13 protein-coding genes, 1 other RNA gene and 2 pseudogenes are annotated in these 17,526 nt (G+C 66.6%); 3 read left to right on the top strand and 13 right to left on the bottom strand.

Annotated features, from left to right (window positions below; all coding sequences use genetic code 11):
* The first annotated feature begins 15 nt into the window (after positions 1 to 15).
* Both OG844_RS35075 and OG844_RS35070 read left to right on the top strand, forming a co-directional pair.
* Entirely contained in the window at positions 16 to 1,467 is a 1,452-nt protein-coding gene (locus OG844_RS35075; protein ID WP_406395831.1) for an MFS transporter, read from the top strand.
* Positions 1,468 to 1,511: 44 nt separating this feature from the next.
* Positions 1,512 to 2,078: a GNAT family N-acetyltransferase gene (locus tag OG844_RS35070; protein WP_406395830.1), complete on the top strand. Its 567-nt coding sequence runs from the start codon at positions 1,512 to 1,514 to the stop codon at positions 2,076 to 2,078.
* Positions 2,079 to 2,118: 40 nt separating this feature from the next.
* Here the strand turns inward: OG844_RS35070 and OG844_RS35065 are convergent, their stop codons facing one another.
* The 13 genes and pseudogenes from OG844_RS35065 to OG844_RS35005 form a co-directional block, all read right to left on the bottom strand.
* A complete protein-coding gene (locus OG844_RS35065) occupies positions 2,119 to 2,574 on the bottom strand; it encodes a pyridoxamine 5'-phosphate oxidase family protein (protein WP_406395828.1) in 456 nt (151 codons plus the stop codon).
* Between the two features lie 84 nt (positions 2,575 to 2,658).
* Positions 2,659 to 3,285, bottom strand: a complete 627-nt coding sequence (locus OG844_RS35060) for a glyoxalase (protein ID WP_406395826.1) — start codon at positions 3,283 to 3,285, stop codon at positions 2,659 to 2,661.
* Positions 3,286 to 3,290: 5 nt separating this feature from the next.
* Complete coding sequence (locus tag OG844_RS35055) at positions 3,291 to 3,758, bottom strand: helix-turn-helix transcriptional regulator (RefSeq protein ID WP_406395824.1); 468 nt, start codon at positions 3,756 to 3,758, stop codon at positions 3,291 to 3,293.
* Between the two features lie 164 nt (positions 3,759 to 3,922).
* Positions 3,923 to 4,333, bottom strand: a complete 411-nt coding sequence (locus tag OG844_RS35050; protein WP_385625329.1) for a VOC family protein — start codon at positions 4,331 to 4,333, stop codon at positions 3,923 to 3,925.
* Between the two features lie 63 nt (positions 4,334 to 4,396).
* Positions 4,397 to 5,279 (bottom strand): annotated as a pseudogene (locus OG844_RS35045) (glycosyltransferase family 2 protein).
* A gap of 68 nt (positions 5,280 to 5,347) precedes the next feature.
* Complete coding sequence (locus tag OG844_RS35040; protein WP_406395822.1) at positions 5,348 to 5,875, bottom strand: GNAT family N-acetyltransferase; 528 nt, start codon at positions 5,873 to 5,875, stop codon at positions 5,348 to 5,350.
* 108 nt (positions 5,876 to 5,983) lie between these two features.
* Positions 5,984 to 6,649 (bottom strand): fascin domain-containing protein, encoded by a 666-nt coding sequence (locus OG844_RS35035; RefSeq protein ID WP_406396366.1) that lies wholly within the window; start codon positions 6,647 to 6,649, stop codon positions 5,984 to 5,986.
* Between the two features lie 408 nt (positions 6,650 to 7,057).
* Positions 7,058 to 7,366, bottom strand: coding sequence for a hypothetical protein (locus OG844_RS35030; protein WP_406395821.1), 309 nt, complete (start codon positions 7,364 to 7,366; stop codon positions 7,058 to 7,060).
* 459 nt (positions 7,367 to 7,825) lie between these two features.
* The gene (locus OG844_RS35025) at positions 7,826 to 8,131 is read right to left on the bottom strand and encodes a hypothetical protein (protein WP_406395819.1); all 306 of its coding nucleotides are present in this window, start codon (positions 8,129 to 8,131) and stop codon (positions 7,826 to 7,828) included.
* Between the two features lie 341 nt (positions 8,132 to 8,472).
* Positions 8,473 to 14,448 carry a DNRLRE domain-containing protein gene (locus OG844_RS35020; RefSeq protein WP_406395818.1) on the bottom strand — a complete coding sequence of 1,992 codons (5,976 nt, stop codon included), beginning with the start codon at positions 14,446 to 14,448 and terminating at the stop codon, positions 8,473 to 8,475.
* An 846-nt stretch (positions 14,449 to 15,294) separates the two neighbouring features.
* A complete protein-coding gene (locus tag OG844_RS35015; protein ID WP_406395816.1) occupies positions 15,295 to 15,813 on the bottom strand; it encodes a DUF6339 family protein in 519 nt (172 codons plus the stop codon).
* A 323-nt stretch (positions 15,814 to 16,136) separates the two neighbouring features.
* An RNA gene (gene rnpB, locus OG844_RS35010) (RNase P RNA component class A) lies at positions 16,137 to 16,538 on the bottom strand.
* Positions 16,539 to 16,588: 50 nt separating this feature from the next.
* Complete coding sequence (locus tag OG844_RS35005; RefSeq protein WP_406395814.1) at positions 16,589 to 17,113, bottom strand: TetR/AcrR family transcriptional regulator; 525 nt, start codon at positions 17,111 to 17,113, stop codon at positions 16,589 to 16,591.
* 136 nt (positions 17,114 to 17,249) lie between these two features.
* Here OG844_RS35005 and OG844_RS35000 point away from each other — a divergent pair.
* Positions 17,250 to 17,484, top strand: a pseudogene (locus OG844_RS35000) (MerR family transcriptional regulator); the annotation flags it as partial.
* Between the last annotated feature and the right edge of the window lie 42 nt (positions 17,485 to 17,526).

Below are 17,526 nucleotides of genomic sequence, written 5' to 3'. Positions count from 1 at the left end.
AGGAAAGGGCTCCCCATGTCCACGTCCCGCACAGCGCCCCTCACCACCCCGGCTCCCCCGGCCCCTCCCCTTCTCCGCATGACCGGACGGCAGAAGCTCGTCCTCGTCCTGCTCCTCGGCGCACAGTTCATGATCGCCGTGGACTTCTCGATCCTGAACGTCGCCCTGCCCGCCGTCGGCGAAGGGCTCGGCTTCTCCCTCTCCCACCTCCAGTGGATCGCCACCTCCTTCGCGCTTGCCGCCGCCGGGTTCACCCTGCTGTTCGGCCGCGTCGCCGATCTCGTCGGCCGTAAGCGCCTGTTCATCGGCGGCATGGTCGTCCTCGGCCTGTCCTCCGTACTCGGCGGACTCGCCACCTCCCCCGAAGTACTGCTCACCGCACGGGTCCTCCAGGGCCTGGCCACCGCGGCCGTCACCCCGGCCGGGCTCGCGCTGCTCACCACCGCGTTCAGGGAGGGACCCCTGCGCGACCGCGCCCTCGGCCTCAACGGCGCCCTGATGTCGGCCGGTTTCACCGCCGGGGCGATCCTCGGCGGCCTGCTGACCGACCTGCTCTCCTGGCGCTGGGCCTTCTTCGTCAACGTGCCCGTGGCCGCACTGGTCGTGGCGCTCGCCCCGTCCGTGATCACCGACTCCCGGCCGGCCGAACGCCCCAGGCTCGACGTGCCGGGCGCCGCGACCGTGACCGGCGGCCTGCTGCTCCTCGTGTTCGGGCTGACGCAGGCCGGCGAGTCCGGCTGGCTGGCGCCGACGACCCTGGCCGCACTGCTCGCGGGCGCGGCCCTGCTCGTCGCCTTCCTGTTCGTCGAGAAGCGGGCGGCGGCCCCCCTGGTCCCGGTCCACATCCTGAAGCGGCGCAGCGTCATCTGGGGCAACGCCACCGGACTGATCGCCTTCGTCACCGAGACCTCCCTGGTCTTCCTGCTCACGCTCTACCTCCAGGAGGTCCTCGGCTACTCGCCGCTCGCCACCGGCCTCGCCTTCGGCGTGCTGGGAGCCGGAACCGTCATCGGCGGCATGCTCGGCGGCCGTGCCGTGGGCAGGTTCGGCAACCGGCGCACGATCGTCCTGGGCGGCGTCGTCCAGGCCGCCGCCACCCTCTCCCTGGTGGCGCTCGGCACCTCGGGCGGCTGGATCCAGCTCCTGCTGGCCGCGACCTTCGTCGGCGGCATCGGGAACATGCTGATGATCGTGGGCTTCATGGTCACCGCCACCTCCGGACTCCCCGACGAGGAGCAGGGCCTGGCCACCGGGCTCGCCACGATGACGCAGCAGGTCGGCATCACGATGGGCATCCCGGTCATGAGCGCGGTCGTCACCGCGCGGATGGGAACGGCCACGGGGCCCGACGCGGTGCTGTCCGGCGTCTCGGCCGCGGTCCTGGTCAACTCGGCACTCGTCCTGGCCGGCGCCCTGCTCGCCGGAGCCTTCCTCGGCAGGCGCGGCGCGCGGACGTCCGCCGGGTGAGTCGGGCCCCTGTCCGGGGACGTGTTCGCGAAAGGATGACGGCCATGGCACGCCCCCTCACCGTTCCCAGCCTCACCGCCGGAGCCGACTTCGTCCTGCGCCCCTGGGAGATGAGCGATCTGCCCCTCGTGCGCGAGGTGGCGGCGGACGACTACATCCCGCTGATCACCACGATCCCCTCGCCGTACTCGGAGCCGGAGGCGGAGGCGTACGTCCGGCGCCAGTGGGAACGGGCGGCCACCGGCACCGGCTACCCGTTCGCCATCGTCCGCACCCGGGACCGGCGGCCGGTCGGCTCCATCGGGCTGTGGCTCAGGGACGAGGCCGAGGGCCGCGCGTCGGTCGGGTACTGGATGAGCGAGTGCGCCCGCCGGCAGGGAGTGGCCGGCGCGGCACTCCGTACGGTCACCACCTGGGCCCTGCACGACCTTCGCATCCCCCGCGTCCAACTCCTCGTCGAGCCCTGGAACACCGCGTCGGCACGGACCGCCGAGAGTGCCGGGTACCGGCCCGAAGGGCTGATGCGCGGCTGGCAGCAGGTCGGGGACCACCGCCGGGACATGGTCATGTACGCGCGGCTGACCGATGCTTCGCCCGCCGAAGACTCCTGACCGGCCGCAGCACCCGCCGGGTGTGGCTCCCGTGCGGCGGTCAGCCGAGCCAGCTGCCGTCGCGCATGAGGTCGCGTCCCCGCAGCTCGTTCGCCTCGCGCCAGGCCTGGATGCGCAGCGGCCTGATCAGGAAGTACCGGTAGGGCTCGTCGAGAGCGCGCGGGTCGAAACCGGTCCTGGCCGCGAACGCGTCGCCCGTCCCCGGCGCGAGGCCGTCGACGTCCACCGGCTCGGCGAGGCCGTCGACGACGACGGCGTCGCGGGTCGGCCCGAGGCTGAGGCGCACCCGGTGGTCGGCCAGCAGGTTGCGGCCGGTGACCGAGGCGCGCGGCGTCGAGACGAGGAACGCGGTCCCGTCCCAGAGGTACGAGAGCGGGATGAGGTGGACACCGCCCGGGGAGCCCGACGTCGCAACCCAGAGATCGACGTCGTTTTCCAGCTTCGCGCGGGTGTCCCGCAGCCTCTCCTCGCGTCCACGCGGCGGCGCGCCCGTCATGATTCCTCCCGTTTCGTCCCGTGGAGAGCCCGTCCTTCGGGGACGGGCTCCGTCAGCAGTGGCAGGTGTGGCGGCAGTGGCACGTCAGGACGCGAGTGCCGGCGACGCCGCCTCCCAGGCGAAGCCGTCCGGGTCGCTGAAGGGCCCGGCAGCGCCGCCGATCACGAGGCGGTGCGATCCGGTGCCGTCGGGGGAGACACCTGCGTCCTTGGCGAGGGCACGGCGCCGGTACAGCGCCAGCTTGACGGGACCCGGTCCGGCGGCGAACTCGACGTACACGCGTCCGAAGCTCTTGGCCACGGCCAGGCCCTGACCGGCGTAGAACCGCTTGCTCGCGACCACGTCGGCGACTCCCAGCAGGAGCACGATGTCGTCGATCCGACGGGTGGCGGGGCCGGTGTCCTTCTTGGCCGAGGTCGCGACCTTCCAGATCGCCCCGTCCGGTGCCTGTACGACACCGCCGTAGCCCCAGAGCGACTTCGCGGCAGGCTTCAGCGGGGTGGCGCCCGCGTCGACGGCGGCGTCGACGAGGCTGTCGACGTCGGCCGGCTGCGACACGGTGAGCGAGAGCGTGAAACCGCGGAAGCCGGTCGTGGGTGCCTCCGAGGCCCGCAGACGAATCTGCGTGTCCAGGCCGAATGCGGTGGAGTAGAAGTGGCGGGCGGCCGACGGGTCGGCCACGTCGAGGGTGACGGATTCGATGGAGTTCATGGTCATCACGCTAGTTGGGGCTCGACGGCCGGCGCTTCTTGATTCCTGACCGGTCTTGTCACCTGTTTGGCCACACACGGCGGCATCCCCGCCACAGCGACCGTCGCACCGCGGCGGTAGGCGCCGGGCGGCATGCCGACCAGTTCGGTGAAGCGGGTGGTGAAGGTGCCCAGCGACGAGCAACCGACCGCGAAGCAGACCTCGGTGACGCTGAGGTCGCCACGCCGCAGCAGCGCCGCCGCGCGCTCGATGCGCCGCGTCATCAGGTACGAGTACGGCGACTCGCCGTACGCCAGCCGGAACTGACGGCTGAGGTGCCCGGCGGACATGTGCACGCCGACTGCGAGCGCCTCGACGTTCAGCGGCTGTGCGTACTCCCGGTCGATCCGGTCCCGGACGCGGCGCATGCGGGCGAGGTCGTCGCTCGGGCGCTGCGCCACGATGCGCGCGCGCCCCCACGAGGGGTGACACATGGGAGAACTCCTTCTCGTCGGTGTCCGCGAGTTTTCGTCGGTGTCCGCGAGCATCCGCAGGCATGCCGAAGCACCCGGCGACGTGCCCGACGGCGGTGAGGGTTGCGGTTCTCCTCAGGCGGCCATCGGTCCGGCCGTCACGGCCGGACCGACGACCGGACGGATCAGCGGACTTCCTGGATGCGGACCAGGTTGCCCGCGGGATCGCGGAAGGCGCAGTCGCGGATGCCGTACGGCTGGTCGGTGGGCTCCTGGACGATCTCGGCGTCTCCGGCCTGCACCTTCTCGAAGGTCGCGTCGAGGTTCGGGGTGGCCAGCAGGATCCAGCCGTAGGTGCCCTTGGCCATCATCTCGGCGATGGTGCGGCGCTCGTCCTCGGTGATGCCGGGGTCGGCGGCAGGCGGCGCCAGGAGGATGGAGGTCCCGGGCTGACCGACGGGGCCGACCGTGATCCAGCGCATCTTGCCCTGTCCGACGTCACTGCGGACCTCGAAGCCGAGGACGTCGCGGTAGAAGGCGAGGGACGCGTCCGGGTCGTCGTGCGGGAGGAAACTCGCGTGAATGCTGATGTCCATGACGACCAGATTAGGTGCGGGTCCGTGACCCGCGCTTCTCGAATCCTGACCGATCCGGCGCCCTCAGACGATTGGTGGACGCCCCAGGCGCGTCATCCTCCACACGGTGCGCCACTTCATCGGCTTGCGCGGGGCGCAGGGCGTCCGCACGCCCTCGGCGAAGCCGCCCCACCACGCTCCGAGTCCGGTCAGGGACCGGCTGCGCACCAGGGTGAGGAGGATCCACACACCGAGATGGACCGGAACCAGGGGCACGGGGAGCCGGCGGCGGGCGAGCCACACCCGGTTCCGGGCGGTGAACCGGTAGTGGACCGCGTGCCGGGCCGGCGACGTCTTCGGGTGCCGGAGGACGAGCTCGGGTTCGTACAGGATCTTCCACCCCGCGTCGAGCGCGCGCCAGGCCAGGTCGGACTTCTCGTGCCCGAAGGAGAACTCCGAGGGCCACAGGCCGGTCTCCTCGAGCACGGGCATCGAGAAGGCGTGTCCGCCACCGAGGAACGCGGTCACCAGGCCGCGGCGCATCGGATCGGCGGCACGCAGCCGGGGCACCCGGCGCCGCTCCGTGTGTCCGTGTTCGTCAGCGATCCGGAAGCCGATGATCCCCAGCCCCGGGGTCCGCCGCGAACAGCCGCTGGACCGTGCGGAACACGTCGTCGGCGACGAGCAGGCCGTCGTCGTCCAGTCCGATGACGGCGTCGACCTCGCCCGACTCCCGCAGCATCTCCAGACCGACGTTCCGGCCCCCCGGGCAGCCCAGGTTCTCGCCGAGCGGGAGCTTGGTCACGTTCTCGGCGACGTCCACGCCGTCGAAGGGCGTCGCGTTGCCGATCAGCACCACTCTCGCCGCGGGCACGTCCTGCTTCTCCACCGAGGCGAGCAGCGCCTCCAGCTCCCGCGGACGGTTGCCCATCGTCACGATGACGACTCCGAGGCGTGGCAAGGACATGGCGGCAGGCTCCCGTGCTCGGCGACGAGGCCGATACCAAGGGCTGCTGTCCTGTCGTCCCCGGTGGATCAGCGCGCGGAGTCGGGCGCGGCCGCGGGCGATCCGGCGGCGGCCCTCCACCGGTACAGCACGTCGGGTTCCTTCTCCTCGTTGCGGCTGCCGTCGTCGTAGGACTCCGCGGTGAACCCGTGCCGCTCGTAGAAGGCGCGGGCCGCGGTGTTGCGCTGGAACGTGTACAGGCTCAGCTCCCCGCCCGAGGCCTCCTTGACCAGGGCGAGGAGCCGCGAGCCGATACCGCGGCGCAGGGAGCCGGGGCGCAGGTGGAGCTGGTCGAGTTCGTGCCCGTCCGCGTCCAGCGAGGCGAACCCGAGCACCTCCCCGGCTTCGCCCTCGGCGACCCACACCGTGCTTCCGGGAAGCACGACGTGGGTGATCCAGGCGAGCGTGTCCTCATCGCTGTGGACCCGGGGCAGGTAGGGCAGGGCGTCGGCCCGCGAGTCCAGGAAGACCTGGGTGATCTCCTCGGCGTCCCGGGCCGACGCGGCGCGCAGCCGTATCTCGGTCCCTGCCTGCTGTGCCGGCTCGTCCGTCGCCATCCGTTGCTCCCTCGCTCGTGAACGCACAGCTATACCAGGGGCGTCGGGGTGTGGCGCGATCTTTTCCGGGCCACAGTCGGGCAGTTCACGGATCAGCTCGGACGGATGTCAGGCGCCGAGGTTGTAGAGGACGAACTCCTCCCAGGAGCCGGTGATCTCGGCGGAGCGGGCGCGCAGCACGTACTGCAGCGATCCGGTGTAGCTGTTCTCCATGGTGACGAAGAGCCCGTTCAGCGTGGACTGGAGCGCCCAGCGGTCCAGCCCTTCGTTGTAGTACACGACAAACTGCTCCCAGCCGCCCACACCGGTGGAACGGGCGCGCAGCACGTTCTGCGCGCTGCCGGTGAAGTTCTTCTCGACCGCCACGTAACGGTCGTTCGCCAGGGACCTCAGGGCGTACGTCTGGGTGTTCTCGTTCCACTCGAAGGCAAAACCCTCCCAGGCTCCGCCGACGTCGGCGGAGCGGGCGCGCAGCACGCCGGTGTTCGGGGCGGCGTAATTCACCTCGGTGGCGACGAACTTCCCGTTGCGGGCCGACTGCATGGCGGTGAGCTCGGGTTCCGCGGCCGTGGCGGAGACACCGTCACCGGCGGCGTACGGGGCACGCCGGGTGTCCGCCTCCCCGGCTGTGCGGGCCAGTTCGGCGCCGTCCACCGCTTCCCACCCGCCGGGCACAGCGGCCGGCCGGTCGGCCCCGGGGGCGGCTCCGGCCGTGGGTACGACCAGCGCGGAGGACGCCAGCAGGGCGCTCAGGGACAGCAGCACGGAGGTCATGCGTCTCACAGGTCTTCCTCATCTTTCGTCAAAAGGATTCCTGGGCGGCAGGACAACGGGTCAGCCATGGAATTCCGGCCGCCCGCTCGAGAGATTCACGGAATTACTTCCTCCGCATGGAAAACCATTCTCGAATTCCCCCGAGCGGCCTCAGCCTAACGGCGGGAGGCTAAATCCAGCAGCGATTTTGCGGTGGACCGGAGAGTTTCGACGGGGAGTTGCACTGCATTTTTGATTCCGCAGTTCTCCGTTAAGGCCGGTGACACTCTTTGTTCCCTTGGGCGGTCATGTCCGACCTGGCGTGGGCGAGGCCGCGACCGAGGGAACGGAAAGGGCCCCTGGAGTCCGGGAACGAGCCGGTCTCCAGGGGCCCTGCCGCTCCAGCAGTCCGGCTGAGGCACCCGCACGCTACTTGCCTCGGACACCGGCCGGATAGGCGGCGAGCCTTGGCTTGTCGTTCTCGACGCGCTCCAGAACGGCCTCCGCCGTCTCTCGGCGTCGCGTACCCAGCTCGCGGTAGACGAGCCACAGACCGGTGCGCGCCGCTTCCCGGCAGCGGTCACCCAGGTCGGTGTGGCCCAGGGCGGCCTCGGCCTCGTCGGACTCGCCCGTGACGATCTGCTGAAGGAGTTCCAGGACAAGGTCCCGGGCGTCCGCCGACAGCTCGTCGAGCAGGCCCGCCAGGAGGGAGGACGGAGACCGTCGGCACCGCGGCACTGTGCAGCCGCCCCTGCACGACCACGACATTCTCGAGGTCCCAGTAGGCCCCCATGGCCTCGTCCTCGTCGACGGCCGCGAGCAGTCGGCGCAGCGCGTCGGGCACACCGCTGGACCGGTTGCCGAGCGTGCGGAAATCCTCCCAGTGCGTGCGGGCGATCTCCACCCTCTTCGGCTCCACGTAAAGGTTTCGGCTGGGGAAATACGCGAACTTCCACACACGTCGACGAAAGTCTCCTCGACGATACGGCCGCCCGGCCCGCCGATTTTAGTTGCCGTTTTACGTGTCGCGACAGGAGAGATCAAAGCGGCGCCAGATCCATCGACTCGGAGGAAATCTCGGTAGTGCTGGCTCGATGGGCGGGCGCATCTTTCAATCCGGCAGCGAAGGGGCGAAAGATCAAGAAATGATCCTAATTGACAATGTCATTGCCGGGCCGGCAGGAATTAGCTGCCATATCAGACATACACATAAAGGATCATTTGGAGAATGAAGATCAGGACACTCAAGCCGAAGGAGAGGCGCCTGCGCCGAGAATTTACCCTCGTCGCAAAGGAAGTAAATATAGATGCAACGAAAGTCAGGAAAAGGATTATGGCGGCAAATATGAAAAGAAATGCGGGGTCTGCGACTCGCCCGTCGATCGCACCGGAGGCCAGGGGAACAAATCCGACAAGAATCACGACCGCTGAAAGATAGAAGCTAGCGATACCAAAAGCGGTTGCGATAACCACTGCAAATATCTTTATTGCGCGGTTCTCCATGGTTATCATTTCCGTTCCATATTTATCAAACATTTCAATGGATTTGACGGGGTTGTGCCTACTGGGCCGGCGTGGGGTTTGGTGACGGAACCTGCCGGAGAACTGGCGTGCCGGGGAGTTCAGTACATGGATTGCGGACGCCACCTCGCTTTTTCCAACTCTTGCGTACGCAAGTTCCCACGCGATCGATCCTAGGCGCTTTGGATCGAGGTGGAGAGCCGCCTTATTTCCATAATGAAACCCGTTGCAGACAGATTGCGTTCTGCATTTTGACGGGAAAAGATTATGAAAAAATTGGCGGCTCTCCCTCGCACAGTTCTGCGATTAGGCGACCCAGTGGGCTACTTCAGTCGCAGACAGCCGTTATGAATCAGCTGCTTGCACGTGTCGACAATCCGTGACGTGTACGTTCGAGAATTTCCGTAATTCTTTTTCACGGACGCTCCAACCTTCCTGCCCCAAGAATTGTTGTGCAGATCAATATAGTGATCCGTACTTCTATCTTTTCCTTCATGGGCAGTGGCCCACTGCTTGGCCGCATTTGCGCCGAGCATGAAGGTCAGTCGAGCCTGCCAAATGCAGTGTCGAAGGGCGTTATTGTATCGGCCATTACCTCCCGCGATACTGAAGGCCCAGTCGCTGGCTATTCCCCACTTGTAGCAGCCGTGCGGATGCTTTTTGCACAGCGCTTTCTCGTACTTGTTCATACTGCTCTTAGCGGATCGACCGTCGAGGTCCGAGCAATTTATGGGATCGCCGCCGCAATACTCGTACGCATTTGCGGATCCACCATAAACAGGATCGCTGGAGAGGAAACGCCCAGTAGCCGGGTTATAAAGCCGAACGCCCATCAGTACAAGATTTCCCGCACTCTCCGAGGAGCGCTGCGAAGCTCCATGCCAACCGTAGCGGGAAACTGCTTGTTCGGTGAGAGATGTCCCGTACTCGTCGGACTCAAGCACTGTCGGTGCCCTGCCGACGTCCAGAGGTAGCTGGAGGGATATATCACCGTGAATATTGGCGAGCTGAAGAATGGTATCGCCATTTTTGCTAGTGGTCGCTGCGAACGCGTTAGAGGCGGAGGATACGTAACGGGTAAGCATTCCCGCAGTGTCCTCTACGATCCAGCGAGGCGAGTCACTGTCGTTTGCATAGTGATTTACTTTCGTACCGGTTTTGCTCCAGGTGCCCGAAGTGCCGGTTTCGACCGTCCAGGAGCGGAAGCGCAGGTTGGGGTCGAGTTCCCAGGTCTGGCGTTTGTCGCCTGCCGTTTGCTGGTGGACAAGGTCATTAGCGTAGTAGCCGATGGTGGTGCCCGGCAGTGCGGTGGTGCGGCCGAAGTCGTCGTAGGTGTAGCCGGCGTCAACTAGGCGGTCGGCGCTGTCATAGGTGTAGCTGATGGTGTTGGTGCCGCCGGCTGTGGGGCAGTCGGCGGCGGAGGTCCCAACTGTGGTCGTCAGGGCTTTTCGGTTGGCGCGTTTGTCGAATTCGTAGTCGCGTCGAGTACAGCTGGCTTGTCCAAACTGCCGGACACCCGTGAGCCGACTCGCCTTGTCGTAGTCGTACTCCTGCCGACTCCAACCTTGATGGCTGGTCACTTGCCCGTGGATAGACTCGGTGACGGTGTCTGTGAGTACGGAAAGGCCGTCACCAGCTCGACTGTAGCTCCGCGAAGTCACAACACCGGCAGGGTCCTCGACCACGCTCAGGTTGTATCCACCGGGCAAATTCTCTGTAGCGACCGAGCCGTCCTGGTCGTACGTGGCAGAAAACTCGCCGGCGACAGAGTCATTGGTGCGAGTGACAAATCCGCGCGGTTCGGCGTTGTGATCGTAGGTGAACGTAACCGTAGAGGGTGCACTATCGATCAGCTTGACAGGACGGTTGAGCAAGTCGAACTCGGTAGTCGTCGTGCCTCCATCCGCGTCGGTATAGGAGATCTGGCGACCGAGATTGTCATATGCCTTGGTGACGGTCCCAGCGGAAGGAGACGAGACCTTCGTCACGGCACCGGTGACAGCGTCGTATTCGGTTGCGGTCTCTGGGACCGCGCGGCCAAGGCCGTTGTATGACGCGGTTTTCTCCAAGCGGCCGGCCGCGTCATACCACGCCATAGAGGTGAGATTCTTACTCCCAGCTTCGCGTGTTTCCTTCGTAACCTGACCGTAGTAGCCATACTCCGAAGTGGTTGAAGGCAGAGCGGAGGGCTGGTTCCCGCCACCTGTAACCGGGCCTGCGGGACCAGTCCAGCAGACCTGATCGGCCCATTCGGGACGGCCCTTGCACCAGCCGGTACCGTCGGCGGTCCAATACTGGGTGATTCTGGTCGTGGCGTCCCCACCGTTCGCGCCGGGAAGAATGCGCTTCGTCACGCGCCCTTGAGCGTCGTACTCGGTTGCCGTGTCCAAGTTCAGAGAGCCTCCCGCGTCTTGAATGCTGTGCGTAGGGAGGCCCTTGGCCCAGTCGTAGCTGCTCTTGGACACCCGCAGTTCGGCCATGATCGAGTCGTAATCGCGGACCCGCGCGCCGGTGATCACCGTGGTGATCTCGTTGCTGACCGCAGCTGTTCCGTCGGTGGGGCGGCCCTCATCGTATTTGTTGACTGTCCAGGACCGGGCAGCGACCGAGGCGCCTTTCGCGAGCAGAATATTGGCGCCATCCTTTAGGTCTTCCGTCAGATCGACACGGTGGATCGGGCCGAACTCCTCGAGCTTCCGAGAGCCGGTTTCGTCATAGATTGACGTGGTGGAGAGCAAAGCTGCGCGTTCGTGCCAGGGACGTTCGACGATGCCCAGGTCGGTCAGGACACGCTTTTGCTTGTCGGTGGCGCCCAAGGCGAGCTCACGGTTGGCCGCACTGAGCTCACGGACGGTATTCCCATACCGGTCGTACTCAATGGTGACGAGGTTTTTCCCAGGCAGGAGAGTGTTGACTTCTCGTCCTGAGGCGTTGAGATAGTGGATGGTTCCGCGCTTGTATCCGTCGGCGGTCAGACTGCTGCCCGCGTGCGAAGCGGGTATCTGGTCGGCGGGGAAGATCGCGGTGGCGTCGGTAGGGCGGTCGAGTTGGCCCCAATGCCCGGCGTCCTTCATCTCATTCGGGGCCTTGGTCCCGGTGAGCGGAACTCCATAGACGATGGTGGTCACGGCGTTGGGGCCGGTCTCGGTGGCGCTGCCCTGCTCAAGGGTGGCGCGGGTGACCTTGACCAGCATGCCGGCGCCCGGCGCGGCGGCGGAAGCGATGGTGTCGTAGCTGAAGGTGTAGGGCAGTTGTCCGGGAGGGGCCATCCAGACGAGGCGGTCCTCGTGGTAGGCGTACTGCGTCTTGGTGCCCGGCCCCAGACGCGGATCCCAGGTTTGACGCAGGTTGCCGTTCCTGTCGTACCGGTAGGTCTGCACCGCGGTCGCAGTGGCGTTGCCAGCTCCGGGCTGGGTAGCCCAGAGTTTGAGCTCCTTGACCTGGCCGGCGAAATCACCGAAGTCCGCACTCGTCTGATCGCCGGTGGCCGTCGTGGTAGTCGCGTAGTCGAATTCCAGGATCCGGCAGCCCTTGAGGGCCGGGTTCAGGTCACACGCGGACTGTGTGGCTGCAGATGTCGGGGCGATGATCTTCTTGGGTCGGGCCAGCTTCTTGCCGCCCACTGTGACGGTCTCGGAGATCACCTTGGTGGTCGAGTTCTCTGTCGCCTCGAGCTGCGAGGTGGTCACCTGCCAGGTGGTGGCTGTCGAGTCCGGCTTGGTGAAGTCGGTGGCGGTGCCGTCGGTATCGGTCAGCGTGAAGGTGCCCGTAACGCTGCCTTCAAGGGTCAGCGCCTCAGAGCCGGTCTCGGCGATCCATCCGGTCCTGCTGGCGTTGGCGGTGAAGTGGATGGCGTCACCCTCGGCCATCACCACATCAACAGCGGTGTCGGAGACACGGCGGATATGGCTGTAGGCAGATTCGGTCAGCTCGGCGATAGTTCCCGAAACCCAGTGCTTGCCGAAAATCGGGGCCTGTCCCTCTTGGTACTGCGCCTTGGTGGGCGAGCGGGAGGAGAACGAACGCGTCGCGGTCAGGTTGAAGAAGGAAGCGTCGGTGGAGGAGAGCGTGTAGTCACCGGTCAGCAGGTTCAGCTCACCCGGGCCAACGGTCGTGGTGGCCGCGCCGTCGCCGTCACGGTCAATGACCACGTTCAGCGGCGTCGTGCTGCCGGTGGCGCTGCTGGGGCCCGTGAAGTCCGCCTTGATCTCCGCGCTGCCGCTGGTGGGAACAGTCGCGACGGCATTCCAGACGAGAGGGGCGTTCTTGCCATCGGTCAGCGGAACGGGCCACGCTGTCAGCGGGTTGCCGCCGAGGGTGATGTTCGCTGGGGGGATTGTTACCCAGGCGTCGGCCTCGGATCGCCGCCAGGAGAAGGTCGCCTTGTCGAACTTGCCGGCCTCGGTCTCCACTGCGAGAGGCAGGCGCCCTGCGGTGCGCTCACCCTCGCCGGGCTGAGCGAAGCCGCTGTTGCCGGCGTTGAAGATGTAGTCCTTCGGCTCGGACTTGTTGTCGGCCCGGTCCACCGCGCGGATCTGAAGGGTGTGAGTGCCGTTGCGCGGCGGGGTGACGCTGATCTTCTTCGCCGTGGCGGAACCGCCGGTCTCGACCTTGGTCCAGTTGACACCGTCCAGCGACCACTCCAGCCACTGGTGGTCAGCTGCAGGGGGTGCGACGGTGAAGTCGCCGGCCTGGCCCTCGCCCTTGGCCCAGACACCTATGGGGTAGTCGGTGGAGGTGATCGACGTCGGAGCGGAGGGTGCGGAGGTGTCGACACTGAAGGGTTGCCATGCAGACCAGTTGCTGTATTCGTTGCCGTCGTAGGTCTGGGTCTGGAACTTGTAGGCTGAGCCGTTCGTCAGCAGGCCCGCCGGGACGGTCACCGAGGCGGCCTGCCCTGAGGCAACATAGCTGGAGTCGATCAGATTGCCGACCCGGGTGCCGCTAGGCGTCTCGATCTTGAAGGCGGCACGGACCTTGTCGCCGTCCATGTCGGAGAGCACATCACGCAGCGTCGGCGTGAGGGTGTTCACCATGTAGGTACCGTTGTTCTGGTAGAACGGCGGTCCCGCCTCTCGCGAGGAGCCCACGTTGGGTGCGGCGGCGTAGGTGATCGTCAGCGCGGGTGTGTTCTCGATGGCGCTGCCGGAGTTGAGCTCCTGCCAACCTGATGTGGTGCTTTCGTCAGCGGCACGCAGGGCCAGCGTGCCGCTGGGGGCCTTGCTTTTAGCCCAGTCCTGAACCAGGTCGGTCACATCGGCGCTGTGCTGTCCCGGCTCCCTGCCCGGTCGGGAGGCGGCCTGCCTCGCCTTCAGGTCCGGCCGCTTGTCCCAACCTTCGGCTGCATCTGCGGCCTTGCCGTCAGCCGACCAGACCTCCCAGCCCGGGGCCGTACCCTCAACCTGCTTCTTGGAAGTTGTGTTCCACAGTTCCAGCTTCGCGCTGGCGATCTTGGTGCCGGCCAGAGCCGCGGTGTCGAGGGTCAGGAAGGACTGGGCGGTCTGCCTTCCGACATCCCCGCTCTTCGTCCCGGATTGCCCCAGCAGGAGCTTCGATCCGACAGCGCGTTCGCCGGTCACGCCCTGCCGGGCCACGCTCTGCAGGGCCTGCGACTGCACCGCGAGTGCGGTGCTCACCGTGAGAGGAAAAGTGGTGCCCGGGTCGGCCAGGATCTTCGCGTCGGGTGTGAAGGTCAGCTCTGCGTTGTCGCCCTCGCCCGTCAGTTCAATATCCACGGGTATGCGACGGGCGAGCTCGCTTATCACCCCGTTGGCGGCCCCATCCGATATGGACGGGGCCGACATGACAGCCCACTGCTTGCCCTTCTTGTCACTGAACAGCAGGCTGCCATCGGCTTGTTGCCTCACGCTCAGGCCGCTGACGTCAAGCGGCAGTGTGTAGGAGAAGCCGGCCGCAGGCCGCTTCGTGATACTCACGAACTGCTCGAAACCTGTACGGGTCGCGGTAACGCTTACGTCGATCCCAGGAGCGGCCCTTGCGAACAGCGCATGTGCCTTGTCCAGTTTCGGTGGGGGCAGTGTGCCCTTCCACCCCAGGGCAATCCGCTCACCCGTGCCCACCGCGGCCAGCGGGGAGGCAGACGTGCCGGGCTTGCCACCGACCTTTAGACCGTATGGGTGCGCCAAGGGCTCGGCACCCTGATCCGCCGCGCGCAGTGCGACATCGACATCCGTCCATTGACCGGCCCGCTCGAAGCGTACTGGTCCAGCCGAGAGCTCCGTGGTCAGCGTCCCGTCTTTGTTCACCCACGTCGTAGAAGTCTCGGTGCGCTCCGACAAGGCTTCCACCCGATGGCCGGACAGACGGGCCGCAACTCGAGCCGAGGTGACATCGACCGCTGACGTCGCGGGCTTCGGCGTCGGCTTCTCCGCAGCCGCTGCCGCCCTCTGTTGTGGCTGAGCGAATACCTGACCCGTGGTAGAGGCCACTAGCACCATCTCAGCTGCCAACACGGCCGCTACCGCCAACGCCACTTGTGACAAACGGCGTTGCACTACTGCGCGACTCCCCCGCCGGGATCTTCGTCGCAACTCTGTCTCTGGTCTCATGTGACCGCCCCCTCCTCATGTACACGTGTGGGGGCGGATCAAAGCATATGAAGATCATCATGCACAACCTTCACACTTTCGGTCCGTGGACCTCGGTCTGGGCACCATCACGCCAGAAGCCGTTTTCGACTGCTAATTTAATCCCTAGATAGGATGTTTAGTTCACCTTTTGGTCACGCCGGGAAAGCGGGCGTCGGCGTACACAGGAACGCACCAGCCTGTATACGGATAGAAGGGGCGGTTGTTGATGCGGTGAGACCTTCTGCTCGGCACTCTGCTGCTTGTGCGGTGAGAGGCGGAGGGAGGCAGCCGACGGTGGTCCTGGATCCGCATCGTGGATGGAATTGCGGCGCTTCCGGAGTCTGGCGGCCCGGATGACCCTGCTGGACCAGTAGACGGTCCGTAAGTACCTGTCGGCACCGGGTCCGGCGACCCGCCGCGACGGTCGCCGAATGGGCGGTCGAAAGTGAGAGTGATCGACGAGTTCGCGCTGTTGGTCGACTCGACGCTGCGGGTCAATACACCTGTGTTACGACAAGCGCGGCGAACACCGCCCAGAGGGCGAGAGCGTCGCCGTCAGGCACGACCGGTCAGCGCTCGAAGCGACTCGTCGGCCAGCTTTCCGGGTTCCTCGTCCAGATCGTCAGCCGTCAACGAATCGAACGAGACGAATGCCTGAAGCCTCAAGACCCGCATCAGGAGTTCCCGGAGGAGAGCGCGCTCCCTAACCTCGTCTCGGGGCACGTCGATCTCCTCCCAGACTCTGAGGATGCCTCGGACCAACGAAGGGCTGCCGCCGATGGACGTGCGGCGGACGTAGATCTGGTCGAAGGCCGATTCGCCGAGGATGTTCAGGGCGGCGTACAGATCTCCTTCTTCGGCTTCGCTGTCATGGACGAGGTGGGCCCGCCACCAGAGCCGACCGAAGACGTGCCGGGTTTGGTGCTGATGCCGGATGTTGCCGCCTGGAGGTACTCCGATCTCCACCGCGACCGGGTCCTCCGCCGGGATGATCCCGGAATTCTTGTGGAGAATCTCGGCGACCGTGATGGCGAACGTGGCAGCCAGTTCACGGTTGGCGTAGCGACCCGTCACTGCTCACGGCCCGAGTACAGGGCGCCGTCGGGCTCTTCGCCAAGGAGGCGTGATGGTCAACCTCTTCCCCCGCCTCCTCCCCGGTGCGGCCGCACAGCGGCAGTTACTCCGTCACCGAGGACGCGGGTCGCCCACGAGACCAATTCAGGCTTCCGGCACATCCTGTAAAGATCATCGTGAGGGACTTTTCAGGGACTTTCAGCCCTGTCTGAGGGACTTCGGAGAGGCTTTTCGCTGCCTAACGCCAGCAAGCCCTTGAAAGACCGAAAAGGGCCTCCGACACAGGTCGGAGGCCCTTCGAGAGGAAAAACCGCAGGTGACGGCAGACGAGTCGGGCTGTACGCCGGGTTCTGTCGCCCGGTCGCCTCGCGGCGGCCGGGGAGACGGCCATCCATCTAGGACCGGCATTGCTGCCGGTCTCGTGCGGTCTACCCGCGAACTCGGGCGAGCAGCCCTCGGACGTTCGCGCAGGACCGTCTCGCGACGGTCCCTCTTGACCTTGCTCCGGGTGGGGTTTACCTAGCCGCCTGAGTCACCTCAGGCGCTGGTGGTCTCTTACACCACCGTTTCACCCTTACCCGGGACCGAGGTCCCGGGCGGTCTGTTTTCTGTGGCACTGTCCCGCGAGTCACCCCGGGTGGCCGTTAGCCACCACCCTGCCCTGTGGAGCCCGGACGTTCCTCGGGAGGATCCGGAGATCCTCACGCGGCCGTCCGCCCGGCTCGTCTGCCGTGTCGACCATGCTACCCGGCGGGGCGGGGCGCCCGGTTCGCCGTCAGGCCGTGAAGGCCGCGATCCCGGCCTCCCAGGCCGCCGAGAGGTCGGCGCCCGGCGGGAAGCGGCCGTTCAGTTCCAGGACCACCATCCCGTGGGCGAAGGCCCAGGCCGCCCGGCCCCGGTCCTCGTCACCACCGGCGGCGCGGAACAGCGGGGCCGCCGCGGCGTCCTGCACCCCGGCGGCAGGGTTCACGGGGCGGCCCATGGTGAGGAGGTAGAGGTGCGGGTGGGCCAGTGCGTAGGTGCGGTACGCCGCGGCCAGGGCCGCGAAGGAACCGGGGGCCTCCCGCTCCGCCGCCTCCAGCACCTCGGCCGCCTCCCCGAGCATCTCACCGGCCAGGGCGGCCACCACGGAGGACTTGTCCGGGAAGTACTTGTAGAGGGAGGGCGCCGTGAAGCCCACCCGGTCGGCCAGCCGGCGCATGGTGAGCGCCTCCGGGCCCTCCTCCTCCAGGAGTGCCCGGGCGGCGGCGACGATCTGCCGGGGCCTGCTGATCTCCTGGCCGGTGGCGAGGTCGCTCACGCGTGAACCCTTCCTTGGTACGGAGTCCGGGAGTCCGTGTCCGAAGGCGCGATCGTACGAGACGGGGACAAGCCGCCCGCACCCGGCAGGCCCGGAAGCTTGACCTTGCCGCAGCGTCAGGGTTTCTACTGGCCTCATGCGCAGCGGAGAGATCGCCGCGCTCGTCGGAGTCACCTCCCGGGCCCGCGCGCCGGGCCAACGGCTACCGGGTCTACAGCGTCCGCGACGCGGTCCTGCTGGCCAGGATCCGGCGGCTCACCGAGCTCGGCCTCGGTCTCGACGAGGTGCGGGACGTGCTGGCCTACGACGCCGGGCGCGAGCGCGTCGAGGTGCTGGGAGAGCTGGACGCCGATCTGGCCCGCCAGGAGCAGGGATCCGGGAGCCTGTCGCGCACACCGTCCGCTTCCACGCCG

It is taken from the genome of Streptomyces sp. NBC_00887 (genome assembly GCF_045207585.1).
The sequence above is the reverse complement of the archived record's forward strand: the minus strand, read 5'-3'. Positions and strand labels throughout refer to the sequence as shown.

Excerpts from the sequence above, each read along its gene's own strand:
- OG844_RS35075 (WP_406395831.1), top strand. The coding sequence starts at position 16 with ATGTCCACGTCCCGCACAGCGCCCCTCACCACCCCGGCTCCCCCGGCC.
- OG844_RS35070 (WP_406395830.1), top strand. The coding sequence starts at position 1,512 with ATGGCACGCCCCCTCACCGTTCCCAGCCTCACCGCCGGAGCCGACTTC.
- OG844_RS35065 (WP_406395828.1), bottom strand. The coding sequence starts at position 2,574 with ATGACGGGCGCGCCGCCGCGTGGACGCGAGGAGAGGCTGCGGGACACC.
- OG844_RS35060 (WP_406395826.1), bottom strand. The coding sequence starts at position 3,285 with ATGAACTCCATCGAATCCGTCACCCTCGACGTGGCCGACCCGTCGGCC.
- OG844_RS35055 (WP_406395824.1), bottom strand. The coding sequence starts at position 3,758 with ATGTGTCACCCCTCGTGGGGGCGCGCGCGCATCGTGGCGCAGCGCCCG.
- OG844_RS35050 (WP_385625329.1), bottom strand. The coding sequence starts at position 4,333 with ATGGACATCAGCATTCACGCGAGTTTCCTCCCGCACGACGACCCGGAC.
- OG844_RS35040 (WP_406395822.1), bottom strand. The coding sequence starts at position 5,875 with ATGGCGACGGACGAGCCGGCACAGCAGGCAGGGACCGAGATACGGCTG.
- OG844_RS35035 (WP_406396366.1), bottom strand. The coding sequence starts at position 6,649 with ATGACCTCCGTGCTGCTGTCCCTGAGCGCCCTGCTGGCGTCCTCCGCG.
- OG844_RS35025 (WP_406395819.1), bottom strand. The coding sequence starts at position 8,131 with ATGGAGAACCGCGCAATAAAGATATTTGCAGTGGTTATCGCAACCGCT.